Raw genomic sequence first — 25,626 nt, 5'->3', positions numbered from 1 at the left:
GGGCGTCACCCGATGACCAGTTCCCCAAACGTGGGCAACCTCACGCATTCGCCGGAATCGGAACCAATGGTTTCGCCGGTACGTCCTTTTCCGGTGCGGTAGGACGATCAGGACGGTCGTGTCACCTACGTACGGGAAGGGACGGAAAGCTCCGGGTATGCGTGAGAAGCCCGAACGGGGTCGTCGGCGGATCGACCTGAACGTGCCCCAGGTCGCGGGCAGTGCCCTGGCGGCCGTGGTGGCGGCCAAACTCGCCGCGTACTTCGGGGTGTACGGCACGATCCTCGGCGCCGGGGTGGTCAGCGTCGTGGCCACCTGCGGCGGCACCCTGTTCCAGCACCTCTTCCGGCACACCGGCGAACAGCTCCGCGAGGCGACGTCAACGCCCCGCCCGCCGCGCGCAGGCCGGGCGGCCGGACCGGCGCCCGCGCCGGGCGAGTTCGGCGCCGGCACCGTGTACCGCTCCCGCACCCGGAGCCGGAGACGCCCGCTCCTCGCCGCCGTCCTGGTCTTCGGCGTCACCATGACCGGCATCACGGTCTACGAGACGGTCTCCGGCAGCAGCTTCAGCGGCGGCACCGGCACCACGGTGGGCGACGCGGTGGCGGGCGGCACCCCGAGGACCACCCGCCCGGCACCCGCGTACCCCTCGTACGGCGTGGCCCGCGACGGTGCCGGGACGCCCGGCGACACCGCCAGCCCGAGCCCCACGCCCCGCGACACCGCGCCGGACCCCGGCCCGACCGGGCGGCCCGGCACCACGCGGCCGGCCACGGCCCCGGCGCCCACCGCCACTCCCACGGACGGCGCCACCCCCACGACGGCGCCTACGACCCCAGCACCCTCCGCAAGTAGTCGTTCTGGAACAGCCGTTCCGGATCGAGGCGGTCGCGCAACGCCGTGAACTCGGCGAAGCGCGGATAGGCGTCCGCCAGGTACGCGGCGTCCCGCGTGTGCACCTTCCCCCAGTGCGGGCGGCCCCCGTGCGCGGTGAAGACCCGCTCGGCGGCGGTGAAGTACGCCTGGTACGGCGTGCCCCGGTACATGTGCACGGCGACGTACGCGGAGTCCCGGCCCGAGGCGGTGGACAGCGTGATGTCGTCGGCCGGGGCGGTGCGCACCTCCACCGGGAAGCTCACCCGGAGCCCCGACCGGTCCACCACCGCCTTCAGCTCCCGCACGGTGTCGGCCAGCGCGGCGCGCGGCACGGCGTACTCCATCTCCACGAACCGCACCCGGCGCGGCGAGGTGAACACCTTGTACGGGATGTCGGTGTACGTCCGCGCGGACAGCGCGCGGCTGGAGACGTGGGCGAGGGCCGGGACGGCCGCCGGGGCCGCGCGGCCCACCCACTGGGCCGCCTGGAAGACCCCGTTGGAGAGGAACTCGTCCTCGAACCAGCCCCGCAACGGGCCCACCGGCTTCTCCGGGCCCGCGCTGCGGTTGTTGCGCTTGGTGTTGGTGCTGCCGGTGTGCGGAAACCAGTAGAACTCGAAGTGCTCGTTCTCCGCCCACAGTTGGTCGAACTCCGCGAGCACCCGCTCCAGCGGCATCGGCTCCTCACGCGCGGTCAGCAGGAACAGCGGCTCCACGGCGAGGGTGAGCGCGGTGACGATGCCGAGGGCGCCGAGCCCGATCCGCGCGGCGGCGAACAGCTCCCGCTCCTCCGGCGTGCCGGTCGCGGAGCAGGTACGGACCGTGCCGTCGGCGGTGACCAGTTCCAGGCCCCTGATCTGCGCGGCGATCGAGCCGGACTCCCGCCCGGTGCCGTGGGTGCCGGTGCTGGTCGCCCCGGCCACTGTCTGCTCCATGATGTCGCCCATGTTGGCCAGCGACAGGCCCTCCCGCGCCAGCGCCGCGTTGAGCCGCTTCAGCGGGGTGCCCGCCTCCACCGTCACCGTCATCGCGTCCCGGTCCAGCGCGCGGACACCGGTCAGCAGGTCCGGCCGGACCAGCACCCCGTCCGTCGCGGCCAGCGAGGTGAAGGAGTGGCCGGTGCCGACCGCCTTCACCCGCAGCCCGTCCTCGGCGGCGCGGCGCACCTCGGCCGCCAGTTCCGCCACCGAGGCGGGCGCGACCTGCCGTGCGGGCCGGGCGGTGACATTGCCGCCCCAGTTACGCCAGGTTCCCTTCCTCGCGCGCGTCGTGCTCGGTGTGCGCATCGTGCTCGGTATGCGTGGCGTGCTGCCCAACGGTGCCTCCCCGAACCGCGGCCGGCCTGCGCAGCCGGCGGAAACCCAGGAGACCGACCGCCACCGCGACCGCCCCGGCCGCCGCCGGGACGCCGTACCCGGCCCGTGCCCCGGCCGCGTCGATCACCCAGCCGGCCACCGACGAGCCGAGCGCCACACCGACCGCGAGGCCGGTGCTCACCCAGGTCATGCCCTCGGTGAGCCGCGCGCGAGGTACGTGCTCCTCGATGAGGGACATCGTCGTGATCATCGTCGGTGCGATGGCCAGCCCCGCAACGAACAGCGCCACGGCCAGCAGCGGCAGGCTCCCGACCAGTAGGAGGGGGATCATACTCACGGCCATCGCCGCCATGCCCAGCAGCCAGCGCCGCTCCGGTGCCCCCGAGAGCCGCAGCAGCCCGAAGACCAGCCCGGCCGCGCAGGAACCCGCCGCGTACAGCGCCAGCACCACACTGGCCGCGCCCTTGTGGCCGCGTTCGTCGGCGAAGGCCACGGTGACGACGTCCACCGCTCCGAACACCGCGCCGGTCGCGGTGAAGGCCGCCACCAGCACCCGCAGCGCGGGGGAGCGGAGCAGGCCGGGGCCGCGCTGCGGGCCGCGCGGGTGCGGGGCCGGTTCGGTGGCGCGCTGCGCGGTCAGCCAGGACACCCCGGCGGCGAGCAGGACGGCGGCCACCAGCGGCCCGGCCTCCGGGAACCAGGAGGTGGAGAGCCCGATGGAGACGATCGGCCCGACCACGAAGCACATCTCGTCCACCACCGACTCGAACGAGTACGCCGTGTGCAGTCGGGGCGTGCCCCGGTACAGCGCCGCCCAGCGGGCCCGCACCATCGCGCCCAGGCTCGGCACCGTGCCCGCCCCGGCCGCGCACACGAACAGCACCCAGTCCGGCAGCCCGTACCGCGCCGCGAGCAGCAGCCCGGCGGTGGCCGTCAGCGCGATCAGGGTGGCCGGGCGCAGCACCCGGCGCTGCCCGTGCAGGTCCACCAGCCGGGACACCTGCGGGCCCAGCACGGCGGCGGACAGCGCGAGCGTCGCGGTCAGCGCCCCGGCGAGCCCGTAGCGGCCGGTGAGCTGGGAGACCATCGTGACCACGCCGATGCCGGTCATGGAGATCGGCAGCCGGCCGAGGAAACCGGCCGCGGAGAAGGCCAGGGCGCCGGGTGCGGCGAACAGGGCGCGGTAAGGGCTGGGCACGGGGTCTCCGGGAGGCTTCTGCGGGGTGGCTCGGGGGCGGGGCGGTTCGGCGATTCTGTGAGATCCGCGGCTGTCGGGGACGACAGTCGCGGATAAAGATTACGAGTCGGATGAATCGCGTCCCCTGTGCCCCTGTGCCCCTGTGCCCCTGTGCCCCTGTGCCCCTGCGGCCGTGCGGTCCCGCGACCGCCGTCCGGCCGCCGGTCCGGATCGCCCGCCCCGGTCCGTCCGCCGGTCCGGACCCGCCGCGACCCGACCCGGACCCCGCGCGTCCGGTTTGTCGGTGCCGGGTGGCAGGATCGGGACCATGCCAGACGAGCTCGATCCCACCCCCTACGACGCCCTGCTCCTGCTCTCCTTCGGCGGCCCCGAAGGACCCGACGACGTGGTCCCGTTCCTGGAGAACGTCACGCGCGGCCGGGGCATCCCCACGGAACGCCTCAAGGAGGTCGGGCAGCACTACTTCCTGTTCGGCGGGGTCAGCCCCATCAACGACCAGAACCGCGCCCTCCTCGACGCCCTCCGCACCGACTTCGCGGCGGCCGGGCTGGATCTCCCGGTCTACTGGGGCAACCGCAACTGGGCGCCGTACCTGACGGACACCCTGCGCGACATCGTCCGCGACGGCCACCGCCGCGTCCTGGTCCTCGCCACCAGTGCCTACGCCTCCTACTCGGGCTGCCGTCAGTACCGCGAGAACCTCGCCGACTCCCTGGCCGCGCTCCGCGAGGAGGGCCTGGAGCCGCCACGCGTGGACAAACTGCGGCACTACTTCAACCACCCCGGCTTCGTCGAGCCCATGATCGACGGTGTGCTGCGCTCGCTGGCCGACCTCCCGGCCGAGGTCCGCGACGGCGCCCACATCGCGTTCAGCACCCACTCCATCCCGACGGCCGCCGCCGACGCCTCCGGCCCGTCTGAGGCGCACGGGGACGGCGGTGCCTACGTGGCACAGCACCTGGACGTGGCCCGGCTGATCGCGGACGCGGTGCGCGAGCGGACCGGCGTGGACCACCCCTGGCAGCTCGTCTACCAGTCCCGTTCCGGCGCCCCGCACATCCCGTGGCTGGAGCCGGACATCTGCGACCACCTCCAGGAGCGGCACGCGGCGGGCGTCCCGGCCGTCGTGATGGCGCCGATCGGCTTCGTCTCCGACCACATGGAGGTCCTCTACGACCTCGACACCGAGGCCACCGCCAAGGCCGCCGAACTCGGCCTCCCGGTGCGCCGCTCGGCCACCGTCGGCGCCGACCCCCGGTTCGCCGCCGCCGTCCGCGAGCTGATCGGGGAGCGTGCCGCCACCGAGCGCGGGCAGAAGACCAGCCCGTGCGCCCTCGGCGCCCTCGGCGCGAGCCACGACGTCTGCCCCGTCGGCTGCTGCCCGGCCCGCGCCCCCCGCCCGGCCGCCGCCGGTGCCGACAGCCCCTACGCCTGAGGAGAACCGTGACCGACGCCCCGTACGCGGAACTGCTCGGCCTCGCCCGCGAGGCCGCCCGCCGCGCCGGTGAACTGCTGCGCGACGGCCGCCCGGCCGACCTGGCGGTCGCCCGCACCAAGTCCAGCCCGATCGACGTCGTCACCGAGATGGACATCGCGGCGGAGAAACTGATCACCGATCTGATCTCCGCCCGCCGCCCCGACGACGGTTTCCTCGGCGAGGAGGGCGCCGACACCCCCGGCAGCAGCGGCGTCCGCTGGGTCATCGACCCGCTCGACGGCACCGTGAACTACCTCTACGGGCTGCCCACCTGGTCCGTCTCGGTCGCCGCCGAGCTGGACGGCGAGACCGTCGTCGGGGTGGTCGCGGCGCCGATGCGCGGCGAGACGTACCACGCGGTGCGGGGCGGCGGCGCCCGGGCGACCGGTGCCTGGGAGGGCGAGCGCGCCCTCGCCTGCCGGACCGCGCCCCCGCTGGAGCAGGCCCTGGTCTCCACCGGGTTCAACTACGTCACCGACGTCCGCGCCCACCAGGCAGGCGTGGCCGCCCGGCTGATCCCGCTGCTGCGGGACGTCCGGCGCGGCGGCTCGGCCGCGATCGACCTGTGCGACGTGGCCTGCGGGCGGCTGGACGGCTACTACGAGCGCGGCCTCAACCCGTGGGACTTCGCGGCCGGTGACCTCATTGCCCGGGAGGCGGGCGCGCTGACCGGCGGACGGCCCGGAGAGCCCCTGTCGCGCGAGCTGACGGTGGCTGCACCGCCCGGCGTCTTCGAGCCCCTCCAGCGGCTCCTGGAGGACTTCGGCGCCTGGCACGACTGACGGCCCGTCCGCGCGGCCGTCCGCACGCCGTACGGACCGGCGCGGGACGCACGGCGGGGCCCCGGCACTGGATTCGCCGGGGCCCCGCCGTGCGGGTGCGTGCGCGGCCGTCAGGCGCGTGACGTGCTGACCTCCACGCCGTGCTCGGCGGCGAGGCGGCGCAGGTCGTCCAGCTCTCCCTGCTCCACCTCGACGAGGAAGTCGTCGCCCTCGTCACGGGCCCGCGACAGGTCGGACTCGGTCGTCTTTATGCGCTGCAGAAGTCCTGCGGTGAAAGCGTCCATGCTGCGCCCCCTCGTCCTGGGTCGTGGGTCGGTGGCACGGGAAGTGCCGTACGGAAGGTCGATCACATCGCTCGCGGGTGCCCAGCGCCGGACGCCGGGCGGCGACGGTGCCGGACCTCCCACGCCCGCCCGCGGAAGCGGATGACGGGATGCCGCAAGGTGCGACGGCACGCGCGGAGCGTGATCGTGGGGTGTAAACCCGTCCTCCCCCCGCTGCCCGCCGGGGAAACCTCACGGGCCCCGCGAACTTGGCCCGCGCTCCCCCCGGAAGCGCCGCCGGTGAACGGGTCGCGCGCCCCGAACCACGGCTTACCGCCGACTTATGGCCGAAACGGGCAGGATGGGGGTCCCAACCACGCAAGACACCTCTGCCCGCGCCCGCTCCGGCGCCCCGCGGGCGGACAGCAGGAAGGACAAGCGACGTGCGCGTACTCGTCGTCGAGGACGAGCAGCTCCTCGCGGATGCGGTGGCCACCGGACTGCGCCGTGAGGCGATGGCCGTGGACGTCGTCTACGACGGCGCCGCCGCCCTGGAGCGCATCGGTGTCAACGACTACGACGTGGTCGTCCTCGACCGGGACCTCCCGCTCGTGCACGGCGACGACGTGTGCCGCCGGATCGTCGAACTCGGCATGCCCACGCGGGTGCTGATGCTCACCGCCTCCGGCGACGTCAGCGACCGCGTCGAGGGCCTGGAGATCGGCGCCGACGACTATCTGCCCAAGCCGTTCGCCTTCAGCGAGCTGATCGCCCGCGTGCGCGCGCTGGGCCGACGCACCAGCGTGCCGCTGCCGCCGGTCCTGGAGCGGGCCGGGATCAAGCTCGACCCCAACCGCCGCGAGGTCTTCCGCGAGGGCCGGGAGATCCAGCTCGCGCCCAAGGAGTTCGCGGTCCTGGAGGTGCTGATGCGCAGCGAGGGCGCGGTCGTCTCCGCCGAACAGCTGCTGGAGAAGGCCTGGGACGAGAACACCGACCCCTTCACCAACGTCGTACGGGTCACGGTCATGACGCTGCGCCGCAAGCTCGGCGAACCTCCCGTGATCGTCACCGTGCCCGGCTCCGGCTACCGGATCTGACGCGCCGTGGCCGCGTCCCCCGCACCACCGCAGGCGCCCCCGAAGCCCACCTGGGACCCGGACCGCCCGCAGCCGCCGTTCCCGTGGCTGCGTCCCACCATCCGCATACGGCTGACCCTGCTGTACGGCGGCATGTTCCTGATCGCCGGGATCCTGCTGCTGTCGATCATCTATCTGCTGGCCGCGCAGGCGATCAGCACGGGCAATCAGCCGCTGTTCAAGATCGTGAGCTTCTCGCAGCTCAAGGTCGCCAGTGACAACTGCCCGGCGATCAACACCTCCAGCCTGTCGCTCCAGGACTTCAACGACGCCATCAGCCGGTGCGTGGACCACCAGCGCCAGGCCGCGCTGGACAACCTGCTCAGCCGCTCGCTGCTGGCGCTGCTCGGCCTCGCCGTGATCGCCTTCGCGTTCGGCTACGCGATGGCAGGCCGGGTGCTCTCACCGCTCGGCCGGATCACCCGCACCGCCCGTCAGGTGGCCGGATCCGATCTGTCCCGGCGGATCGAGCTGGACGGTCCGGACGACGAGCTGAAGGAACTGGCCGACACCTTCGACGACATGCTGGAGCGGCTCCAGCGGGCGTTCACCGCGCAGCAGCGGTTCGTCGGCAACGCCTCGCACGAACTGCGCACCCCGCTGGCGATCAACCGCACGCTGCTGGAGGTGCAGCTGTCCGACCCCGGCGCGCCGGTGGAACTGCAACAGCTGGGCAAGACGCTGCTGGCCACCAATGAACGCAGCGAACAACTGGTGGAGGGCCTGCTGCTGCTGGCCCGCAGCGACAACCAGATCGTCGAGCGCAAGCCCGTCGATCTCGCCGAGGTGGCCACCCGCGCGATCGACCAGGTGCGCTCCGAGGCGGACGCCAAGGGTGTCGTCCTGCGGGGCGCGCGCAAGCCCGCCGTGGTGCGCGGCAACGGTGTGCTCCTGGAGCGGATCGCGCTGAACCTCGTACAGAACGCGGTGCGCTACAACGTGGCCGAGAACGGATGGGTCGAGGTGTCCACCGACGTGGAGCACGGGCAGGCGGTGCTCACCGTCTCCAACACCGGTCCGGTGGTGCCCGCGTACGAGGTGGACAACCTCTTCGAGCCGTTCCGCCGGCTGCGTACGGAGCGCACCGGCAGCGACAAGGGCGTGGGCCTCGGCCTGTCCATCGTGCGCTCGGTGGCCCGCGCGCACGGCGGTCACATCGGGGCCGTACCGCGCGAGGGGGGCGGGCTGGTGATGCGGGTCACTCTCCCGCTGTGACCGGCCGGGCACGGACGGACACACGCGGGGGGTGTTCGCTTTGCGCGGAATTTTAGAACCCCCGTGCCCGGTTTTCCCTGTGTGATCGATCACATGAAGGGATTTCTAGTCATCTACTCTCTGTGATCATGACAGGCTCCGCAAAGCCCGGAAAATCCGGGTTTTCGGTACTCCTGATCACGGGAAGTACACGGTGAGGCGCCTTTGAGGTGCGGCATTCGAACCGTGTACGGTCCTCACCGCCATCCAAGCCGATCACCCACGGGAGATCGGATTGGGTGTCGATTGAGTAACAGACCTTGATGTGAGGCAAAATCTCCGCCTCAGGTCGGGCACAAGTCCGGCCTCTCACGCGTTACGTGCGCTGGAGACACCGCAGACACCCAGAGGGGGAGAGCGACATGGCAACCGACTACGACACCCCACGAAAGACCGACGACGACGTCGATTCCGACAGCCTGGAGGAACTCAAGGCACGGCGGAACGACAAGTCCACCTCCGCGGTGGACGTCGATGAGTTCGAGGCCGCAGAGGGCCTCGAACTCCCGGGCGCCGACCTCTCGAACGAGGAGCTGGCCGTCCGAGTGCTGCCCAAGCAGCAGGACGAGTTCACCTGCATGAGCTGCTTCCTGGTGCACCACCGCAGCCAGCTGGCCCGCGAGAAGAACGGCCAGCCGATCTGCCGCGACTGCGACTGAGGGCGGGTCGGCCGTGACTGGCTCGACCCCTCCCCGGAAGCGCCGCTTTTCCCTGCGGAAGGCGGACCAGGGGCCGTTGGACGGCCCGTACGACACGCGTGACGACGGGCGGGGCTCTCCCGAAACGGGAGCCTCGCTCGGACCGGCCCCCGGCCAGGACGGGCCGGTCCCGGACCAGCACCACGACCAGCACCACGAACAGGACGGCGCCGCTCGGGACCAGGGCGGAACGGCCGTTCCCGCCCCCCACCCCGCGCCCCTCGCCCGACGGCGGGCCGCGGCCGTGCGGGACATGGCCCGTGAAGGCGCCCGTAGGGGCGGCAGCCGCGCTCGCGCGGGCCTGGCGTACCTCACCGACCGGGTCATCGAGATCGCCCCGCGTGTCCCCGTACGCGACCTCGCCACACTGCGGCGGCACTTCCCCGGCCTCGGCCCGGAGCAGCTCGCCGACAAGCTCGTGGCCGGCGCGGCGGCCGGGACGTCCACCGTGGGCGCCGGGATCGGTGCCGCGGCCATGCTTCCGGTGCCCCCGGCCATGCCCACCGAACTGGCCGCCGAGATCACCGGCGTCGCCGCCATCGAGCTCAAGCTCATCGCCGAACTCCACGAGGTCTACGGCGCACGGCCACCGGGCGGCCTGAAGGCCCGTACCACCGCGTATCTCTCCTCCTGGGCTGAGGAGCGCGGCATCGACGTCAGGAAACCCGCCACCGTGGACGCGGCCCTCGGCGGGCGGATGAAGCGCGAGATGCGCCAGCAGATCATGAAGCGCATGGTCCGGAACCTGCCCAACCTGATGCCCTTCATGGTGGGCGCCGCCGTCGGAGCGGTGATGAACCGCCGCGACACCCGACGCCTCGCCGCGAAGATCCGCGCCGACCTGCGCCGGACGCAGGTCCCCTGGGACGAACTGCCCGAGCAGCCCGCGCTGGAGGAGCCCGCCGATCCGCTGCGGCTGCGCGAACTCCCCGGCGGCCTGGACGGCTGACCGCGCCGCACCGCGCGCCGCCGCACCGCGCTACGCGGTCGTGCGCGCCGCCTTCGCCGCCTCGATCGCCGCCGCGAGCCTCTCCGGCTCGCGCGTCGAGAGGTACAGGTAGGGCGTCGGGTCCGCCGGGTCGGTGACCTCGACCTTCAGCGCCGTCGGGATGTAGGCGCGCAGCAGCAGGAACGCGCGGGTGTCGGCCTTGTACGTGCGCCAGGCGCGCGCCTCCTCGGCGTCCAGTACCTCGGACGCCCCCAGTGCCGACACCGGCAGCTTGGCCTCTCCCGCGATCAGGGAGTCACCCACCACGCGGATGCGCATCGCGCCGTAGGCACTGGCCATCACGGCCGCCGCCGCGGTGCCCCCGACCAGGCCGCCGAGCATCGGCAGACCGCCGAAGGGCAGCAGGATCAGGGCGAACGAGACCCCCACGAGGAAGCTGATCAGCCACCACGACCGGGGGGCCGTGAGGCGTTCGTCGTAGGGGGCGGAGGAGAGCTGCATGGCGTCAAGCCTGCCACGCGTTCCGGTGGCTCCCGGAGCCGGGGCGGCCCCCGCGCGCGCCCCCGCCGCGGGCGCGCGGTGGCGCTCACGGGACGGGCGGGTAAGGTCTGCGGCTGTGAGCGGCAGTTCCCCCATCCTTCAGCCTCCCGTCGGCGCGACGGCACCGGCCCGGCACCCGCACGCCGCGCATCCGGCGAGCCGCCCGCTGCCCACCGCGAACACTGTTTCGGGTGCGGCCCGGCGGGAATCCGCCCCGACCCGGCGCACCCGCGCCCGCGAGGTGACCCCGTGACCCCCCTCGACGTACAGCTGCGCCGCATCGACCCGGACGTGCCGCTGCCCGCCTACGAGCACCCCGGCGACGCCGGTGCCGACCTGCGCACCACCGAGGCGTGCGAACTGAAGCCCGGTGAGCGTGCCGTACTGCCCACCGGGGTGGCCGTCGCCCTCCCGGACGGGTACGCGGCCTTCGTGCACCCGCGCTCCGGCCTCGCCGCCCGCTGCGGAGTCGCCCTGGTGAATGCCCCGGGGACGGTCGATGCCGGGTACCGTGGAGAGATCAAGGTGATCGTGGTGAATCTCGACCCGTACGAGCCCGTACGGTTCGAGCGCTTCGACCGGATCGCCCAACTTGTTATCCAGCAGGTCGAGAGGGTCCGCTTCCAGGAGGTCGCGGAACTTCCCGTATCGGCGCGGGCCGAGGGGGGCTTCGGGTCCACCGGGGGCCATGCCTCGGTGGGCGACGGGAGCGGCACAGGCGGTCAGGCCGCCGACAGTGGCCTGGCGAGTGGGAATCGATACGCTTCGGTCGTATCCGACCGGGAAGGACAGTGACGTGTTCGGACGTCGCAACAAGAAGGATGCCGCCGAGAACGCGGCCGGCGAGACCGAGCAGGTCGTCGAGAGCGTCGGCGACGAGGCGGACGGGGAGGCCGTGGCGCCGGAGCGTCTCCGGCTGGAGCCCGGTCCCCGTCCCGAGGGCCCCTGGGACAGCACCGAGGTACGCGATCCCGGCGAGGGCCGGGTGGACCTCGGCGGACTGTTCGTGCCCGGCGTGGACGGCATGGAACTGCGGGTCGAGGTCGCCGGTGACGCCATCGTCGCCGCCACCGTCGTGCTCCGCGACAGCGCCGTGCAGCTCCAGGCGTTCGCCGCCCCCAAGCGCGAGGGCATCTGGGGCGAGGTCCGCGAGGAGATCGGCGGCGGCATCACCCAGCAGGGCGGCATCGTGGACGAGGTCGAGGGTCCCCTCGGCTGGGAGCTGCGCGCGCAGGTCCCCGTCCAGCTCCCCGACGGCACCAGCGGCTACCAGGTCGTCCGGTTCGTCGGCGTGGACGGTCCGCGCTGGTTCCTGCGCGGGGTGATCTCCGGCCAGGGCGCCGTGCAGCCGCAGGCCGCCGGGCTGCTGGAGCAGATCTTCCGCGACACCGTCGTGGTGCGCGGCGAGGGCCCGATGGCCCCCCGCGACCCGATCGTCCTCAAGCTGCCCAACGACGCGCAGATGGTCCCCGAAGGGGTCCAGCAGGAGGAGTCCTCGCGCTTCTCCGGCGGCATGGGCCAGCTCCAGCGCGGCCCGGAGATCACCGAGGTCCGCTGACCTCCGCACCCACCGCACAGGGCAGGGGCCGTACCCGTTCGGGTACGGCCCCTGCCCTGTGCGGTGAAGTTCTCCACAGGCGTAGCCCTGCCCCTTTCCCGCCCTGTTGGACGCGTGTCCCGCCGGACCCGTCAGGGTTGCGTCAAGGATGCCCACGGGCCGCCCCCGTGCCCCGTATGCCCCGATCCCGTGCCGTTAGGGTCGTCGCTGCACGGGCCCGTCGTCCCACGCGGCCCGGACGGCAGTCACGGGAAACAATGAGGTCATGACACGCGGCAAGCTTCGGATCTACCTCGGTGCGGCACCGGGCGTCGGCAAGACCTACGCCATGCTCGCCGAGGCGCACCGCCGCACCGAGCGGGGCACCGACTGCGTCGTCGCCTTCGTGGAGCACCACGGCCGAACCCGCACCGAGGTGATGCTGCACGGCCTGGAGCGCATCCCGCGCCGTCGGCTGGAGCACCGGGGCGCCGTCTTCGACGAGATGGACGTGGACGCCGTACTCCGCCGGGCGCCCGCCGTGGCCCTGGTGGACGAACTCGCGCACACCAACGTGCCCGGCTCCCGGAACGTCAAGCGCTGGCAGGACGTCGAGGAACTGCTCGCCGCCGGAATCGACGTCGTCTCCACCGTCAACATCCAGCACCTGGAGTCCCTCGGGGACGTGGTGGAGTCGATCACCGGGGTGCGGCAGCGCGAGACGGTGCCCGACGAGGTGGTGCGGCGGGCCGACCAGATAGAGCTGGTGGACATGTCGCCGCAGGCGCTGCGCCGCCGGATGGCGCACGGCAACATCTACCAGCCCGACAAGGTGGACGCCGCCCTGTCGAACTACTTCCGCCCCGGCAACCTCACCGCCCTGCGCGAACTCGCGCTGCTGTGGGTGGCGGACCGGGTGGACGAGTACCTCACCGAGTACCGCAGCGAACACCGGGTCTCCCGGATCTGGGGTTCGCGCGAGCGGATCGTCGTCGGCCTCACCGGCGGGCCCGAGGGGCGCACCCTGATCCGGCGCGCCGCCCGGCTCGCGGAGAAGGGCGCGGGCGGCGAGGTACTGGCTGTCTACATAGCCCGCAGCGACGGCCTCACCTCGGTCTCCCCGAAGGAACTCGCCGTCCAGCGCACCCTGGTCGAGGACCTCGGAGGCACCTTCCACCACGTGGTGGGCGACGACATACCGGCCGCGCTGCTCGACTTCGCGCGCGGCGTCAACGCCACGCAGATCGTCCTCGGCTCCTCCCGCCGCAAGACCTGGCAGTACGTCTTCGGCCCCGGTGTCGGCGCCACCGTGGCCCGCGAGTGCGGTCCCGACCTGGACGTGCACATCGTCACCCACGAGGAGGTCGCCAAGGGGCGCGGGCTGCCCGTGGCACGGGGCGCCCGGCTCGGCCGGTCCCGGATCATCGGCGGCTGGGCGATGAGCCTGGCCGGACCGGCGGTGCTCGCGCTGCTGCTGAACAGCGTCGATCTCGGCCTCGCCAACGACATGCTGCTGTTCCTCGGCGTCACGGTGGCCGCCGCGCTGCTCGGCGGACTGCTCCCGGCACTCGGCTCGGTGGCGTTCGGCTCGCTGCTGCTGAACTACTTCTACACACCGCCGCTGCACCGCTACACCATCGCCGACCCGAAGAACATCGTCGCCATAGCCATCTTCACCGGCGTCGCGGTGTCCGTCGCCTCCGTGGTGGACCTCGCCGCCCGCCGCACCCACCAGGCGTCCCGGCTGCGCGCCGAGTCCGAGATCCTGTCCTTCCTCGCGGGCAACGTACTGCGGGGCGAGACCGGGCTCGGAGAACTGCTGGAGCGGGTCCGGGAGACCTTCGGCATGGACGCCGCGGCCCTGCTGGAACGGGAGAGCGACGTCGCGCCCTGGACCCGCGCGGCCGGTGCCGGACCCGGACGGGTGCCCGAGCGGCCCGAGGACGCCGACGTGGACATGCCGGTCGGCGACCACATGGCACTCGCGCTGACCGGCCGGGTGCTGCCCGCCGAGGACCGCCGGGTACTGGCCGCCTTCGCCGCCCAGGCCGCCGTCGTCCTCGACCGCAGCCGCCTGGAGGAGGAGGCCGACCGCGCCCGCACCCTCGCCGAGGGCAACCGCATCCGCACCGCGCTGCTCGCCGCCGTCAGCCACGACCTGCGCACCCCGCTCGCCGGTATCAAGGCCGCGGTGTCCTCGCTGCGCTCCGCCGACGTGGCCTGGTCCGAGGAGGACCGGGCGGAACTCCTCAAGGGCATCGAGGAGGGCTCCGACCGGCTCGACCACCTCGTCGGCAACCTCCTGGACATGTCCCGCCTCCAGACCGGCACCGTCACCCCGCTCATCCGCGAGATCGACGTGGACGAGGTCGTACCGATGGCGCTGGGCGGCGTACCCGAGGACAGCGTCGAGCTGGACGTGCCGGAGACGCTGCCGATGGTCGCCGTGGACCCCGGCCTGCTGGAACGGTCGGTGGCCAATCTGGTGGAGAACTCCGTCAAGTACAGCCCCGCCGGGCGGCGCGTCCTGGTCGCCGCGAGCACGATGGCCGAACGCGTCGAGATCCGCGTCGTGGACCGGGGACCCGGCGTCCCCGACGAGGCCAAGGACCGCATCTTCGAACCCTTCCAGCGCCACGGCGACGCACCGCGCGGCGCGGGCGTCGGCCTCGGGCTCGCGGTCGCCCGCGGCTTCGCCGAGGCGATGGGCGGCATGCTGAACGCCGAGGACACCCCCGGCGGCGGGCTGACGATGGTCCTCAGCCTGCGCGCCGCCCGCCCGCGCCCCGAGCCGGTCCCCGCGGGGGAGCCCGGCACCGAAGCAGAGAGGCAGACCCCATGCTGAGCCCGGCCGGGGACACCCCGCGCAGCACCAGGGTGCTCGTGGTCGATGACGAACCGCAGATCGTCCGCGCGCTCGTGATCAACCTCAGGGCACGCAGGTACGAGGTGGACGCCGCCCCCGACGGCAGGACCGCCCTCGAACTCGCCGCCTCCCGCCACCCCGACGTCGTCGTCCTCGACCTGGGCCTGCCCGACATGGACGGCGTCGAGGTGATCCGGGGCCTGCGCGGCTGGACCCGCGTGCCCATCCTGGTGCTCTCCGCCCGGCACTCGTCCGACGAGAAGGTCCAGGCGCTGGACGCGGGCGCCGACGACTACGTCACCAAGCCGTTCGGCATGGACGAACTCCTCGCCCGGCTGCGCGCCGCCGTCCGCCGCGCCGAACCGGTCGGGCCCGGCGACGACGCCGTGACCAGCGTGGAGACCGAGACCTTCACCGTGGACCTCAGCGCCAAGAAGGTGCACCGCGCGGGCCGGGACGTACGGCTCACCCCCACCGAATGGCACCTGCTGGAGGTGCTGGTCCGCAACACCGGCCGCCTGGTCAGCCAGAAACAGCTGCTCCAGGAGGTGTGGGGACCGTCGTACGGCACGGAGACCAACTACCTGCGCGTCTACATGGCGCAGCTGCGCCGCAAGCTGGAGACCGACCCGGCGCATCCCCGGCACTTCATCACCGAACCGGGGATGGGGTACCGGTTCGAGAAGTGAGCGGGGTGCCGGGCGCCGGTGGGGCACGTGTGCCGTGCGGGGCGGGCGGGACGCGTGGGGCGGGCGGGATCGGGGCCGCGGCCCGCTCTGCCCGCACCGCCCGCCCCGGTACGCTGGGGACATGACTGCCGCACCTCGTTCCGACAAGCCGGGCGGCCGGTTCCGGCGCATGCTCGACCGGCTCTCCTCCTCGCAGGAGGATCTGGAGTCGAGGGAGCTGCGGGAGGACGCCGAGTCCACCGGGTGCACCCGCATCGGCGACTGCCACGACCGGCAGATCGTGACCGTAACTGGTACCTTGCGCACGGTCACCCTGCGCCCGCGCGCCGGAGTCCCCGCCCTGGAGGCCGAGTTGTTCGACGGCTCCGCCGCCCTGGACGTGGTGTGGCTCGGCAGGCGCTCCATCGTCGGCATCGAGCCGGGGCGCAAGCTGATCGCATCGGGCCGGATCTCCATGAGCCGGGGCCGCCGGGTGCTGTTCAACCCGAAATACGAACTGCGACCCCTCGGACGGGAGTAGCCGGTGACGTCCCTCGACAAGCCGACCGAAGACACCGAACAGAGTGGCCACGACGACGCCCGCGCGGTCACCGAGGCCGCGCTGTTCGAGGCGTTCGGCGGGGTCCGCGGCATGGTCGAGACCGTCCTGCCCGGCCTGCTCTTCGTCGCCATCTTCACGGTCAACAAGGACCTGCACGTCTCGGCCATCGCGGCGCTCGCGGTGTCCCTGGTGCTGGTCGTGGTCCGGCTGGTCCGCAAGGACACCGTGAAGCACGCGTTCAGCGGGGTCTTCGGGGTGGCCTTCGGCGTGGTGTTCGCCATGTTCACGGGCAACGCCAAGGACTTCTACCTGCCCGGCATGATCTACACCCTGGGCCTGGCGCTCGCGTACATCATCACCACGCTCGCCGGAGTGCCGCTGATCGGCCTGATCCTCGGCCCGGTCTTCAAGGAGAACCTCTCCTGGCGGACCCGCAACCCCGGCCGCAAGAAGGCGTACGCCAAGGCCAGTTGGGCGTGGGGGCTGATCCTGCTCGCCAAGTGCGCGATCCTCTTCCCGCTCTACTGGTGGGCGAACACCGCGCAGCTCGGCTGGGTGCTGGTCGCCCTGAAGATCCCGCCGTTCCTGCTCGCCGTCTGGCTGACCTGGGTCTTCCTGGCGAAGGCACCGGCGCCCATCGACGTGTTCGCGGAGATGGAGGCCGCCGAGGAGGCGGAGAAGGCCGAGAAGGCCGAGCGCGAGCGGGCCGCCGCCGGTGCGCCGGGCGGTGCCGACGCCCCCGACGGCGCTGCCGCTGCTGCCGCCGCCGAGGAGGCCCGCGGAGGCCGCCACCGGCGGTAGGACGGATGACGACGTGTGGGGCGCCCCTGGCCTCCAGCGGCGCCCCACACGTCGTACAGGGACCGGCCGGTCGTCCACGCCGTACAGCGTGCACAGCGTGGACGTGGACCGGGGAGGGTCAGTCCTCCTCCGGGCGGCGGACCGAGAGGAGTTCCTCCAGCTGCTCCTCGCGGGCCTGCGCGGCGACGAACAGCAGTTCGTCGCCCGGCTCCAGGGAGTCCTCGCGGGACGGGGTGAGCACCCGGGTGCCCCGGATGATCGTGACCAGCGAGGTGTCCTCGGGCCACTCCACGTCCCCGACCTGGGTACCGGCCAGCGCCGACTCCTCGGGCAGCGTCAGCTCGACCAGGTTGGCGTCCCCGTGGCTGAAGCGCAGCAGCCGGACCAGGTCGCCGACGCTCACCGCCTCCTCGACCAGGGCCGACATCAGCCGCGGGGTGGAGACGGCCACGTCCACGCCCCAGGACTCGTTGAACAGCCACTCGTTCTTGGGGTTGTTGACACGGGCGACGACGCGCGGCACGCCGTACTCCGTCTTGGCGAGCAGCGAGACGACGAGGTTGACCTTGTCGTCGCCGGTCGCGGCGATCACGACGTTGCAGCGCTGGAGCGCGGCCTCGTCCAGGGACGTGATCTCGCAGGCGTCGGCCAGCAGCCACTCCGCCTGCGGCACCCGCTCCACCGAGATGGCGGTCGGGGCCTTGTCCACGAGCAGTACCTCGTGGCCGTTCTCCAGCAGTTCGGCCGCGATCGAGCGGCCGACGGCACCGGCACCGGCAATGGCGACCCTCATCAGTGACCGGCCTCCTCTTCGGGGCCCTCGGCGAACGTCGCCTCGACCTTGTCCACCTCGTCCGTCCGCATCATCACGTGTACGAGGTCGCCCTCCTGGAGCACGGTCTGCGAGGTCGGCAGCACCGCCTCGCCGAGCCGGGTCAGGAACGCCACCCGGACCCCCGTCTCCTCCTGCAGCCTGCTGATCTTGTGTCCGACCCACTTCGCGGAGGCGTGCACCTCCGCGAGCTGGACGCCCCCGGTGGGGTCGCGCCACAGCGGTTCGGCGCCCGAGGGCAGCAGACGGCGCAGCATCTGGTCGGCCGTCCAGCGGACGGTGGCCACCGTGGGGATGCCGAGGCGCTGGTAGACCTCGGCGCGCCGGGGGTCGTAGATCCGGGCGGCGACGTTCTCCACGCCGAACATCTCGCGGGCCACGCGGGCGGAGATGATGTTGGAGTTGTCGCCGCTGGAGACGGCGGCGAAGGCGCCGGCCTCCTCGATGCCCGCCTCGCGCAGGGTGTCCTGGTCGAAGCCGACGCCGGTGACGCGGCGGCCCCCGAAACCGGGGCCGAGCCTGCGGAAGGCGGTGGGGTCATGGTCGATCACGGCGACCGTGTGGCCCTGTTGCTCCAGGGTCTGGGCGAGTGCGGAACCCACTCGTCCGCAGCCCATGATGACGATGTGCACGACCGTCCTTCCGGTGTCCAAGAGTCACTGCTCGCCATCAGGGTCTCAGATCGGCGCACAAAGCTGCACATGAGCGGTACGGGTTCCCGAGCCCGGGGTGCCCAAGGGGTCCGGGGCGTCCAGGGGGGCCGGGGCGCCCCCGGGATGTCAGCGGCGGTCCGGGGACGGCTGCCGGTCCCGGCGCGTGATGCTGCGCACGCTGTACAGGGTGAGGATTCCGAGGCCGACGAGGCCGGCCACGGCGCCGATCAGCTCTGCGGTCGGGGGCATGGGACCTCCGGGGTGCGGTGGAACGGGCGGTGGGGGCGGTGTCCGCCATCTACACACGCACGGAGCGCGCACCACGGAATCCGCAAGTCCGCGCCCCGGTGATTTCACTCATGAGGCAGAACGCGGGCACCGGGTGGGCGGCTGCCTGTTCGAAGCCCTACGATCCTCTGTCGTGTCCAAACTGACCGACGTGCCCAAACGGATTCTCATCGGGCGCGCCTTGCGCAGTGACCGGCTGGGGGAAACCCTCCTGCCCAAGCGCATCGCCCTCCCCGTCTTCGCCTCCGACCCGCTGTCCTCCGTCGCCTACGCGCCGGGGGAGGTCCTGCTGGTCCTGTCCATCGCGGGCGTGTCGGCCTACCACTTCAGCCCCTGGATCGCGCTCGCGGTCGTCGTCCTGATGTTCACGGTGGTCGCCTCCTACCGCCAGAACGTGCACGCGTACCCGAGCGGCGGCGGTGACTACGAGGTCGCCACCACCAACCTCGGCCCCCGCGCCGGTCTCACCGTGGCGAGCGCCCTGCTCGTCGATTACGTGCTGACCGTGGCCGTCTCCATCGCCTCCGGCATCGAGAACCTGGGCTCCGCGATCCCGTTCGTGGTCCAGCACAAGGTGCTCTGCGCGGTCGCTGTGATCGTCCTGCTGACGCTGATGAACCTGCGCGGCGTCAAGGAGTCCGGGAAGCTGTTCGCCATTCCGACGTACGTCTTCGTCGGCGGTGTCTTCATCATGATCGCCTGGGGCGCGTTCCGGGGTCTGGTCCTCGGCGACACCATGCGCGCGCCGACGGCCGGTTTCCAGATCCGGGCCGAGCACCAGGGGCTGGCCGGTTTCGCGCTGGTCTTCCTGCTGCTGCGGGCGTTCTCCTCCGGCTGTGCCGCGCTGACCGGTGTGGAGGCCATCTCCAACGGTGTGCCCGCCTTCCGCAAGCCGAAGTCGAAGAACGCGGCGACCACGCTCGCCATGATGGGCCTGCTGGCCGTCACCATGTTCTGCGGGATCATCGTGCTGGCCACCGTCACGGGCGTCCGCATGGCCGAGAACCCGGCCGCCGACCTGCTGCGCGGCGGCACCCCGATCGGTTCCGGTTACGTACAGAACCCGGTGATCTCGCAGGTCGCGGAGGCGGTGTTCGGCAAGGGCAGCTTCCTGTTCGTCGTCCTGGCCGCCGCGACCGCGCTGGTGCTGTTCCTCGCCGCCAACACCGCGTACAACGGCTTCCCGCTGCTCGGCTCGATCCTCGCCCAGGACCGCTATCTGCCCCGGCAACTGCACACCCGCGGCGACCGCCTCGCCTTCTCCAACGGCATCGTGCTGCTGGCGGGTACGGCGATGCTGCTGGTGGTGATCTACGGCGCGGACTCCACCCGGCTGATCCAGCTCTACATCGTCGGTGTCTTCGTGTCCTTCACGCTCAGCCAGATCGGCATGGTCCGGCACTGGAACCGCCATCTCGCGGCCGAGAAGGATCAGGCGAAGCGCAGTCACATGATCCGCTCGCGCGCGATCAACACCTTCGGCGCGTTCTTCACCGGCCTGGTGCTGGTCGTCGTCCTGGTCACCAAGTTCACCCACGGCGCCTGGGTCGCCCTGCTGGGCATGTGCATCTTCTACGCGACCATGACCGCGATCCGTAAGCACTACGACCGCGTCGCCGAGGAGATCGCCGCCGACGAGGAGTCCGGCCCCGACGACATGGCCCGTCCGTCCCGCGTCCACTCGGTGGTGCTGATCTCCAAGATCCACCGCCCCACCCTGCGCGCCCTGGCCTACGCCAAGCTGATGCGCTCGGACACCCTGGAGGCGCTCACCGTCAACGTGGACCCGGCCGAGACCAGGGCCCTGCGCGAGGAGTGGGAGCGGCGCGGCATCGACGTACCCCTCAAGGTCCTCGACTCCCCCTACCGCGAGATCACCCGGCCGATCATCGAGTACGTCAAGGGCCTCCGCAAGGAGTCCCCGCGCGACGCCGTCTCCGTGATCATCCCCGAGTACGTCGTCGGCCACTGGTACGAGCACCTCCTGCACAACCAGAGCGCCCTGCGTCTCAAGGGCCGCCTGCTGTTCTCCGCGGGCGTCATGGTGACCTCGGTGCCCTACCAGCTCGCGTCCTCCGAGGCGGCTCGTCTGCGGGCGCGCAGGCGCTCGGAGTGGAGCGCGCCGGGCGCGGTGCGCCGGGGACCGGCGGCGGACCGGCACAAGGAGGGGGCGGGCAAGGGGTAGGGGGCGGGCAAGAGGCAGGGCGGGGCGCGGCCGGGGCCGTCGGTCGGGTGTGTGCCGCGGGGGCGGTCGGCGCGGGGGCGGCGGGGAGCCCGTAGACTGGTGGGCTGTTGACGACCGGCGGGTCGGCGGGGCTGTGGACCACCGCCCCCGATCCCGACCTTCACCCCGACTCTCTGACCCCCCTTTGATCTGGAGCCCTCCCACCATGCAGGCAGAACCGACGAAGTCTCTGGTGGGCGAGGAGTACGAGGTCGAGATCGGCCCCGTCGCCCACGGGGGCCACTGCATCGCCCGTACCGCCGAGGGCCAGGTGCTGTTCGTACGGCACGCGCTGCCCGGCGAGCGGGTGGTGGCCCGGGTGACCGAGGGCGAGGAGGGCGCGCGGTTCCTGCGCGCGGACGCGGTGAAGGTGCTGGACGCCTCCAAGGACCGCGTCGAGGCCCCCTGCCCGTACGCCGGGCCCGGCCGCTGCGGCGGCTGCGACTGGCAGCACGCCAAGCCGGGCGCGCAGCGCAGGCTGAAGGGCGAGGTCGTCGCGGAGCAGCTCCAGCGGCTCGCGGGCCTCACGCCCGAGGAGGCGGGCTGGGACGGCACGGTGATGCCCGCGGAGGGCGACAAGCTCCCGGCGGGCCAGGTCCCGCAGTGGCGGACCCGCGTGCAGTACGCGGTGGACGCCGAGGGCCACGCCGGTCTGCGCCGCCACCGCTCCCACGACGTGGAGCGGATCGAGCACTGCATGATCGCGGCCGAGGGCGTCAGCGAGCTGGGCGTGGAGCAGCGCGTGTGGCCCGGTATGGCGTCGGTGGAGGCGATCGCGGCCACGGGTTCGCAGGACCGCCAGGTCATCCTCACCCCGCGCCCCGGCGGCCGACTCCCGCTGGTGGAGCTGGACCGTCCGGTGTCCGTGCTGCGCGTGGACGAGAAGGACGGCGGGGTCCACCGCGTCCACGGCCGGGCCTTCGTCCGCGAGCGCGCCGACGGCCGTACGCACCGCGTCGGCAACGGCGGCTTCTGGCAGGTCCACCCGCAGGCGGCCGACACCCTGGTCAAGGCCGTCATGCAGGGCCTTCTCCCGCGCAAGGGCGAAATGGCCCTCGACCTCTACTGCGGCGTCGGCCTCTTCGCCGGTGCCCTCGCCGACCGCCTCGGCGAGACCGGCGCCGTCCTCGGCATCGAGTCCGGCAAGCGCGCCGTCGAGGACGCCCGCCACAACCTCGCCGACTTCCCCCGCGTCCGTGTCGAACAGGGCAAGGTCGAGTCCGTCCTTCCCCGCACCGGCATCACCGAGGTCGATCTCATCGTCCTCGACCCCCCGCGCGCGGGCGCCGGCCGCAAAACCGTCTCCCACCTCGCCTCCCTGGGCGCCCGCCGAATCGCCTACGTAGCCTGCGACCCCGCCGCGCTGGCCCGGGATCTCGGGTACTTCCGGGAGGGGGGGTATCGGGTGCGGATGCTTCGGGTGTTCGATCTGTTTCCGATGACGCATCATGTGGAGTGCGTGGCGGTGCTGGAGCCGGTGAAGAAGGGCGCCTGAGCTGCGGTTTTGCAGCGCGTTGTGGTCGCTCGACCTGTTTCTTTCGTGTGGCGGGTCGAGCGGGCTGGACGCTTTGTGAACGCTGCCTGACCTGCGACTTCGTGAGGGAGGCGTACGCATTCGGCGACATCCTCGCACGTGGTTGGAAGCTTCTTGACGCTCGGATGACGCTTGCGGGACCCCTTAACGCCGCTCCGCCGGCGTGCTGGTGGGCTTGGCGCACGGTGGAGTCGACGTTGACGTCCCAGGTGATCAGGCCCTTCGCGTCCGACTCGGCTTGGAGCTGGGTGAGAGTGCCGCCCAGGTACCGTCCCGCTGCCAACGCCGGAACAGGTCATGGACCCGGTCTGTCGACCATCGGCGTGGTGGCCAGGTCCAGGCATTCGGTGAGCACGCGGCGCGTGGCCGGGACGGGGGGAGCAGGGTCGGGGGCGGCGAAGTTGGTGGTCAGGTAGCGCGCGGGGTCCGTGAGGCTCCAGCCGACGACGGTGCCGTGCTGGACGAGGAGTGCCACGTCGGGGGCGATGCCGATGCCGGCTTCCAGCGGTTCGTCGAGGACGGCGAGGTCGCGCGGGCAGGTCAGCACGGCATCGCCGGGAGCGCGGCACAGCATCGTGCACATCTCGTGCCGGAAGTCCTTGACCTCGTCCGCGCGGAGCCCGCCCGGGCGTACTTCGGGCGGGACGGGAAGGCGGGCCGAGTCCTCGGCCGAGGCGGACTCCGCCTCCGCTCCGGATTCGTCCTTGAAGCCCGGTGGCTCGTACGGCGTGATGGCCAGGCCGGGCCTGGGCGCGGCCGGCAGGCCAGTGGTTCACGGCTACTGCCCAGTCGGCCGGTCGGCGTAGTCCTCGACCAGGTTGGCGATGAGCGCAAGCAGGGCGTCGGCTCGGTGCCGGTCCTCGTGCTGGTTGCGCAGGGCCTCGTCGAGCGCCCGGAGGCGGGCCAGGGCGGCCGGGTTCCGGTTCCTGATCTCGTAGAGCAGCGGCGTGGTGGTCAGGTCCAGACATTCGGTGAGCAGAAGACGGGTGGAGGGAGAGGACGGGCTGGGATCGGGGGCGGCGAACCCCGTGGTCAAGTACCGGGCCGGGTCGGTCAGGCTCCAGCCGACAACGGTGCCGTGCTGGACGAGGAGAGCCACGTCGGGTGCGATGCCGATGCGGGCCTCCAGCGGCTCGTCCAAGACGTCGAGGTCGCGCAGGCAGGTCAGCACGGCGTCCCCGGGGGCGCGGCAGAGTTCTGCGGTTGCCTCCAGGCGGAAGTCTCGGGTCTCGTCCGCGCGAAGGCCGCCCGGATGAACGGGGGGTGTGACGAGAACGCGAGCGCAGTCTTCGGCGGGAGCGGACTCATACGGCAATCGGAACCCGGCGCCGATCAGTTCCCGGCTGTCCGGGTCGAAGCGGAGCTCATCGGGATCGTCCCACAGCCATTCCTGGCTGCCGAAAGTGTCCACGAGGAACCGCTGCCATTCCTCCACGTCCGCGAACTCCGCAATGCGCACACATTGGCCCGGGAAGTCGAACCGCGGGGTGATGCGCAGTGGATCGCCCGTCACTGTCGCGTTCCAGTCGCCATCGAGGGTGAGTCTCATGGTGAATGCCGCCTCATCGAATCTGCACTCCGGGAGCCATGTAGCCGTTCCTGGCTGGAATCCTGCCCTCCACCACGTCTGCGTGGGTAATCGGCCCACCTGGATCGGTGGGCAGGCCACCAAGCGCGGTCACGCCGGAGTCGCCCCTGATGCCGGAAGGGCCGTACGCTGTGATGACATTTCCTGCCCCGGCGCCGCCACCCTCCGCGATCACGATGTCCTCCCCCTGCCGGAAGATCAGCCTTCCGCTGCCCGCCGTCGAGTGGTATACAGCGTCCGGGCTCTTGAGGATCTCCAGGACCCGTTCGTCACTGAATCCGTGCATGGAATCGGCGTGGTAGTTGCCGGCCTTTCTCATCCGGTCGCCCTGGGCCCTCTCGACGACCTCGTCCGCGGTCTGGATGGCTTTTTCCCTAGCCTGCTGGGCCTTCTCCTCCTTCGTGTACTTGGGCATGAGGCCAAGCGGGTCGCGCTCGCTGTGCGGGTTGTCCACGTACGCGACGTGGTTCGGGGCGGGAGCGAGGCCGAGGGGGTCGGGGGAGGTGTAGCGGCCGGTTTCGGGGTCGTAGTGGCGGAAGTAGTTGTAGTGGAGGCCGGTTTCGGGGTCGTAGTACTGGCCGGGGAAGCGGAGTGGGGTGTAGGTGCTGCTGTTCCGGGACCAGGCCGTGGTGCCCCAGAGCGTGCTCCGGGTGCGCCACGCGATGTCGCCCGTCTCGTCGATCAGTTCGGTGGGGGTGCCGACGGGGTCGGTGGCGATGGCGAAGAAGCGGCGGTCGATCTCCTCTTGGCGGTCGTCGGCCGTGAGGATGCGTTCGGTCTGGGCCAGGGGGACGTCGGCGCGGTGGTCCCAGGTGAGGGCGACCGTGTTCGCGGCATCCGGCTGGTGGCTGGTCTGTTCGCACAGGGTGAGGCCGTCCCAGGTGAAGCGGACCTCCTCCACCACGCGCTCGCCGTCGGTCGCCAGGCAGCCGCTGGGGTGCTTGATGCGAGCTTGGGGAAAGCGTCTTTTCCGCACGGTGCGGCCGATGAGTGTGCGCAGCACCGGCCACAGCTTGAGTGCGGGAGCAGGCTCGTGCAGGTGAGCTGGTCTTGGAGGCCTCTTTCGCCCAAAGGAGAGGGTCGGACCGTTGGGCATGACGCTCTGGGCGCCCGCGGACGCGGCAGAGAGTCGATGATCCGGCTCTGACCTGGGCGTTTTCGCGACTTGCCCAGGTCGACATCTTTCCGATGACGCATCATGTGGAGTGCGTGGCGTTGCTGGAGCCGGTGGAGGAGGGCGCCTGAGCTGCGGTTTGTCGAGTGCGCGTGATGGGCTCTATCTGCGTTGCGTGCGCATTTTTGACGCTCAAATGACGCATGGAGTGTCAGGCGCGAGTCCTCCAGATGACAGGGGTCTGGCGTGAAGTCTTGCCGCCCCGCCTTTGTTGCTTGTTGGTGCAGCGCTGTCGGCTATCGCCTCATTTGCGAGTGAGGGAAAGTGCGGTTCGCGAACGCTTGCTGTGCGCGAGGAACGGTGCGAGATCCGTGCTGCTGGATGTTGGCGGCGTGTGGAGGTTCGGCTTTGTGGCGGTGGCGAAGAGCCGTTGAAGGCGCTTCGGCGAACGCGAGCCACTTCTCGATCTC

25 protein-coding genes and 1 pseudogene are annotated in these 25,626 nt (G+C 71.8%); 16 read left to right on the top strand and 10 right to left on the bottom strand.

Annotation, left to right across the window (positions count from 1 at the left end; genetic code table 11):
• The first annotated feature begins 157 nt into the window (after nucleotides 1–157).
• Nucleotides 158–904: a hypothetical protein gene (locus KUM39_RS24175; protein ID WP_217787874.1), complete on the top strand. Its 747-nt coding sequence runs from the start codon at nucleotides 158–160 to the stop codon at nucleotides 902–904.
• Here the strand turns inward: KUM39_RS24175 and KUM39_RS24170 are convergent.
• Nucleotides 828–2,162, bottom strand: a complete 1,335-nt coding sequence (locus KUM39_RS24170; protein ID WP_217787873.1) for a D-arabinono-1,4-lactone oxidase — start codon at nucleotides 2,160–2,162, stop codon at nucleotides 828–830. The genes KUM39_RS24175 and KUM39_RS24170 overlap by 77 nt on opposite strands.
• Nucleotides 2,116–3,390 carry an MFS transporter gene (locus KUM39_RS24165; RefSeq protein WP_217787872.1) on the bottom strand — a complete coding sequence of 425 codons (1,275 nt, stop codon included), beginning with the start codon at nucleotides 3,388–3,390 and terminating at the stop codon, nucleotides 2,116–2,118. The genes KUM39_RS24170 and KUM39_RS24165 overlap by 47 nt, the downstream gene beginning before the upstream one ends.
• A gap of 307 nt (nucleotides 3,391–3,697) precedes the next feature.
• Between KUM39_RS24165 and KUM39_RS24160 the strand changes: the two genes are divergently transcribed.
• Complete coding sequence (locus KUM39_RS24160; protein ID WP_217787871.1) at nucleotides 3,698–4,825, top strand: ferrochelatase; 1,128 nt, start codon at nucleotides 3,698–3,700, stop codon at nucleotides 4,823–4,825.
• A gap of 8 nt (nucleotides 4,826–4,833) precedes the next feature.
• Complete coding sequence (locus KUM39_RS24155; protein ID WP_217787870.1) at nucleotides 4,834–5,649, top strand: inositol monophosphatase family protein; 816 nt, start codon at nucleotides 4,834–4,836, stop codon at nucleotides 5,647–5,649.
• Nucleotides 5,650–5,759: 110 nt separating this feature from the next.
• Here KUM39_RS24155 and KUM39_RS24150 read toward each other — a convergent pair whose 3' ends face one another.
• Nucleotides 5,760–5,933 (bottom strand): hypothetical protein, encoded by a 174-nt coding sequence (locus KUM39_RS24150; protein WP_217787869.1) that lies wholly within the window; start codon nucleotides 5,931–5,933, stop codon nucleotides 5,760–5,762.
• 422 nt (nucleotides 5,934–6,355) lie between these two features.
• Here KUM39_RS24150 and KUM39_RS24145 point away from each other — a divergent pair, with 422 nt between their 5' ends.
• The 4 genes from KUM39_RS24145 to KUM39_RS24130 all read left to right on the top strand — a co-directional run bounded on the left by KUM39_RS24145 (nucleotide 6,356) and on the right by KUM39_RS24130 (nucleotide 9,949).
• Complete coding sequence (locus tag KUM39_RS24145; protein WP_217787868.1) at nucleotides 6,356–7,009, top strand: response regulator transcription factor; 654 nt, start codon at nucleotides 6,356–6,358, stop codon at nucleotides 7,007–7,009.
• 6 nt (nucleotides 7,010–7,015) lie between these two features.
• Nucleotides 7,016–8,263, top strand: a complete 1,248-nt coding sequence (locus tag KUM39_RS24140; protein ID WP_217787867.1) for a sensor histidine kinase — start codon at nucleotides 7,016–7,018, stop codon at nucleotides 8,261–8,263.
• A gap of 401 nt (nucleotides 8,264–8,664) precedes the next feature.
• On the top strand, nucleotides 8,665–8,961 hold the full coding sequence (locus KUM39_RS24135; protein ID WP_005481602.1) for a DUF4193 domain-containing protein: 297 nt from the start codon (nucleotides 8,665–8,667) through the stop codon (nucleotides 8,959–8,961).
• Nucleotides 8,962–8,974: 13 nt separating this feature from the next.
• Nucleotides 8,975–9,949 (top strand): hypothetical protein, encoded by a 975-nt coding sequence (locus KUM39_RS24130; protein WP_217787866.1) that lies wholly within the window; start codon nucleotides 8,975–8,977, stop codon nucleotides 9,947–9,949.
• 30 nt (nucleotides 9,950–9,979) lie between these two features.
• Here KUM39_RS24130 and KUM39_RS24125 read toward each other — a convergent pair whose 3' ends face one another.
• Complete coding sequence (locus KUM39_RS24125) at nucleotides 9,980–10,450, bottom strand: DUF3093 domain-containing protein (protein ID WP_217787865.1); 471 nt, start codon at nucleotides 10,448–10,450, stop codon at nucleotides 9,980–9,982.
• 115 nt (nucleotides 10,451–10,565) lie between these two features.
• Here KUM39_RS24125 and KUM39_RS24120 point away from each other — a divergent pair, with 115 nt between their 5' ends.
• The 7 genes from KUM39_RS24120 to KUM39_RS24090 all read left to right on the top strand — a co-directional run bounded on the left by KUM39_RS24120 (nucleotide 10,566) and on the right by KUM39_RS24090 (nucleotide 16,923).
• Nucleotides 10,566–10,742: a hypothetical protein gene (locus KUM39_RS24120; RefSeq protein ID WP_217787864.1), complete on the top strand. Its 177-nt coding sequence runs from the start codon at nucleotides 10,566–10,568 to the stop codon at nucleotides 10,740–10,742.
• Nucleotides 10,739–11,284, top strand: coding sequence for a dUTP diphosphatase (gene dut / locus KUM39_RS24115; RefSeq protein ID WP_217787863.1), 546 nt, complete (start codon nucleotides 10,739–10,741; stop codon nucleotides 11,282–11,284). Before KUM39_RS24120 ends, dut begins: the two co-directional genes overlap by 4 nt.
• A 1-nt stretch (nucleotide 11,285) precedes the next feature.
• The gene (locus KUM39_RS24110; protein WP_217787862.1) at nucleotides 11,286–12,047 is read left to right on the top strand and encodes a DUF3710 domain-containing protein; all 762 of its coding nucleotides are present in this window, start codon (nucleotides 11,286–11,288) and stop codon (nucleotides 12,045–12,047) included.
• Nucleotides 12,048–12,312: 265 nt separating this feature from the next.
• Complete coding sequence (locus KUM39_RS24105) at nucleotides 12,313–14,871, top strand: ATP-binding protein (RefSeq protein WP_217787861.1); 2,559 nt, start codon at nucleotides 12,313–12,315, stop codon at nucleotides 14,869–14,871.
• Nucleotides 14,865–15,581 (top strand): response regulator, encoded by a 717-nt coding sequence (locus KUM39_RS24100; RefSeq protein WP_217787860.1) that lies wholly within the window; start codon nucleotides 14,865–14,867, stop codon nucleotides 15,579–15,581. Before KUM39_RS24105 ends, KUM39_RS24100 begins: the two co-directional genes overlap by 7 nt.
• A gap of 121 nt (nucleotides 15,582–15,702) precedes the next feature.
• The gene (locus KUM39_RS24095; RefSeq protein WP_217787859.1) at nucleotides 15,703–16,101 is read left to right on the top strand and encodes an OB-fold nucleic acid binding domain-containing protein; all 399 of its coding nucleotides are present in this window, start codon (nucleotides 15,703–15,705) and stop codon (nucleotides 16,099–16,101) included.
• 3 nt (nucleotides 16,102–16,104) lie between these two features.
• Nucleotides 16,105–16,923: a DUF3159 domain-containing protein gene (locus KUM39_RS24090; protein ID WP_217787858.1), complete on the top strand. Its 819-nt coding sequence runs from the start codon at nucleotides 16,105–16,107 to the stop codon at nucleotides 16,921–16,923.
• Nucleotides 16,924–17,041: 118 nt separating this feature from the next.
• On the opposite strand, the gene KUM39_RS24085 is transcribed toward KUM39_RS24090, so the two are convergent.
• The 3 genes from KUM39_RS24085 to KUM39_RS28630 all read right to left on the bottom strand — a co-directional run bounded on the left by KUM39_RS24085 (nucleotide 17,042) and on the right by KUM39_RS28630 (nucleotide 18,657).
• Complete coding sequence (locus KUM39_RS24085) at nucleotides 17,042–17,716, bottom strand: potassium channel family protein (RefSeq protein ID WP_217787857.1); 675 nt, start codon at nucleotides 17,714–17,716, stop codon at nucleotides 17,042–17,044.
• Nucleotides 17,716–18,387 carry a potassium channel family protein gene (locus KUM39_RS24080; protein ID WP_217787856.1) on the bottom strand — a complete coding sequence of 224 codons (672 nt, stop codon included), beginning with the start codon at nucleotides 18,385–18,387 and terminating at the stop codon, nucleotides 17,716–17,718. Before KUM39_RS24080 ends, KUM39_RS24085 begins: the two co-directional genes overlap by 1 nt.
• A gap of 147 nt (nucleotides 18,388–18,534) precedes the next feature.
• Nucleotides 18,535–18,657: a hypothetical protein gene (locus KUM39_RS28630; RefSeq protein WP_281425748.1), complete on the bottom strand. Its 123-nt coding sequence runs from the start codon at nucleotides 18,655–18,657 to the stop codon at nucleotides 18,535–18,537.
• A 172-nt stretch (nucleotides 18,658–18,829) separates the two neighbouring features.
• Between KUM39_RS28630 and KUM39_RS24075 the strand changes: the two genes are divergently transcribed.
• Both KUM39_RS24075 and KUM39_RS24070 read left to right on the top strand, forming a co-directional pair.
• Nucleotides 18,830–20,881, top strand: a complete 2,052-nt coding sequence (locus KUM39_RS24075) for an APC family permease (protein WP_217787855.1) — start codon at nucleotides 18,830–18,832, stop codon at nucleotides 20,879–20,881.
• Nucleotides 20,882–21,086: 205 nt separating this feature from the next.
• The gene (locus KUM39_RS24070) at nucleotides 21,087–22,415 is read left to right on the top strand and encodes a class I SAM-dependent RNA methyltransferase (protein WP_217787854.1); all 1,329 of its coding nucleotides are present in this window, start codon (nucleotides 21,087–21,089) and stop codon (nucleotides 22,413–22,415) included.
• Between the two features lie 334 nt (nucleotides 22,416–22,749).
• On the opposite strand, the gene KUM39_RS24065 is transcribed toward KUM39_RS24070, so the two are convergent.
• From KUM39_RS24065 to KUM39_RS24055, 3 genes and pseudogenes are all read right to left on the bottom strand, one after another.
• A complete protein-coding gene (locus KUM39_RS24065; RefSeq protein ID WP_308288225.1) occupies nucleotides 22,750–23,037 on the bottom strand; it encodes a hypothetical protein in 288 nt (95 codons plus the stop codon).
• Nucleotides 23,038–23,232: 195 nt separating this feature from the next.
• Nucleotides 23,233–24,003 carry a hypothetical protein gene (locus KUM39_RS24060; protein WP_217787853.1) on the bottom strand — a complete coding sequence of 257 codons (771 nt, stop codon included), beginning with the start codon at nucleotides 24,001–24,003 and terminating at the stop codon, nucleotides 23,233–23,235.
• A 13-nt stretch (nucleotides 24,004–24,016) separates the two neighbouring features.
• Nucleotides 24,017–25,051, bottom strand: a pseudogene (locus tag KUM39_RS24055) (RHS repeat-associated core domain-containing protein); the annotation flags it as partial.
• Between the last annotated feature and the right edge of the window lie 575 nt (nucleotides 25,052–25,626).

The sequence above is a fragment of the Streptomyces corallincola genome, assembly GCF_019104725.1.
Classification (GTDB): Bacteria; Actinomycetota; Actinomycetes; order Streptomycetales; family Streptomycetaceae; genus Streptomyces; species Streptomyces corallincola.
Note: the sequence above shows the minus strand (reverse complement) of the source record. Positions and strands in the feature narration are given on the sequence as shown.

Coding starts and splice junctions, on each gene's coding strand:
- KUM39_RS24175 (WP_217787874.1), top strand. CDS start 158: ATGCGTGAGAAGCCCGAACGGGGTCGTCGGCGGATCGACCTGAACGTG.
- KUM39_RS24170 (WP_217787873.1), bottom strand. CDS start 2,162: ATGCGCACACCGAGCACGACGCGCGCGAGGAAGGGAACCTGGCGTAAC.
- KUM39_RS24160 (WP_217787871.1), top strand. CDS start 3,698: ATGCCAGACGAGCTCGATCCCACCCCCTACGACGCCCTGCTCCTGCTC.
- KUM39_RS24150 (WP_217787869.1), bottom strand. CDS start 5,933: ATGGACGCTTTCACCGCAGGACTTCTGCAGCGCATAAAGACGACCGAG.
- KUM39_RS24135 (WP_005481602.1), top strand. CDS start 8,665: ATGGCAACCGACTACGACACCCCACGAAAGACCGACGACGACGTCGAT.
- KUM39_RS24125 (WP_217787865.1), bottom strand. CDS start 10,450: ATGCAGCTCTCCTCCGCCCCCTACGACGAACGCCTCACGGCCCCCCGG.
- KUM39_RS24105 (WP_217787861.1), top strand. CDS start 12,313: ATGACACGCGGCAAGCTTCGGATCTACCTCGGTGCGGCACCGGGCGTC.
- KUM39_RS24100 (WP_217787860.1), top strand. CDS start 14,865: ATGCTGAGCCCGGCCGGGGACACCCCGCGCAGCACCAGGGTGCTCGTG.
- KUM39_RS24095 (WP_217787859.1), top strand. CDS start 15,703: ATGACTGCCGCACCTCGTTCCGACAAGCCGGGCGGCCGGTTCCGGCGC.
- KUM39_RS24085 (WP_217787857.1), bottom strand. CDS start 17,716: ATGAGGGTCGCCATTGCCGGTGCCGGTGCCGTCGGCCGCTCGATCGCG.
- KUM39_RS28630 (WP_281425748.1), bottom strand. CDS start 18,657: ATGCCCCCGACCGCAGAGCTGATCGGCGCCGTGGCCGGCCTCGTCGGC.
- KUM39_RS24070 (WP_217787854.1), top strand. CDS start 21,087: ATGCAGGCAGAACCGACGAAGTCTCTGGTGGGCGAGGAGTACGAGGTC.
- KUM39_RS24065 (WP_308288225.1), bottom strand. CDS start 23,037: ATGTGCACGATGCTGTGCCGCGCTCCCGGCGATGCCGTGCTGACCTGC.
- KUM39_RS24060 (WP_217787853.1), bottom strand. CDS start 24,003: ATGAGACTCACCCTCGATGGCGACTGGAACGCGACAGTGACGGGCGAT.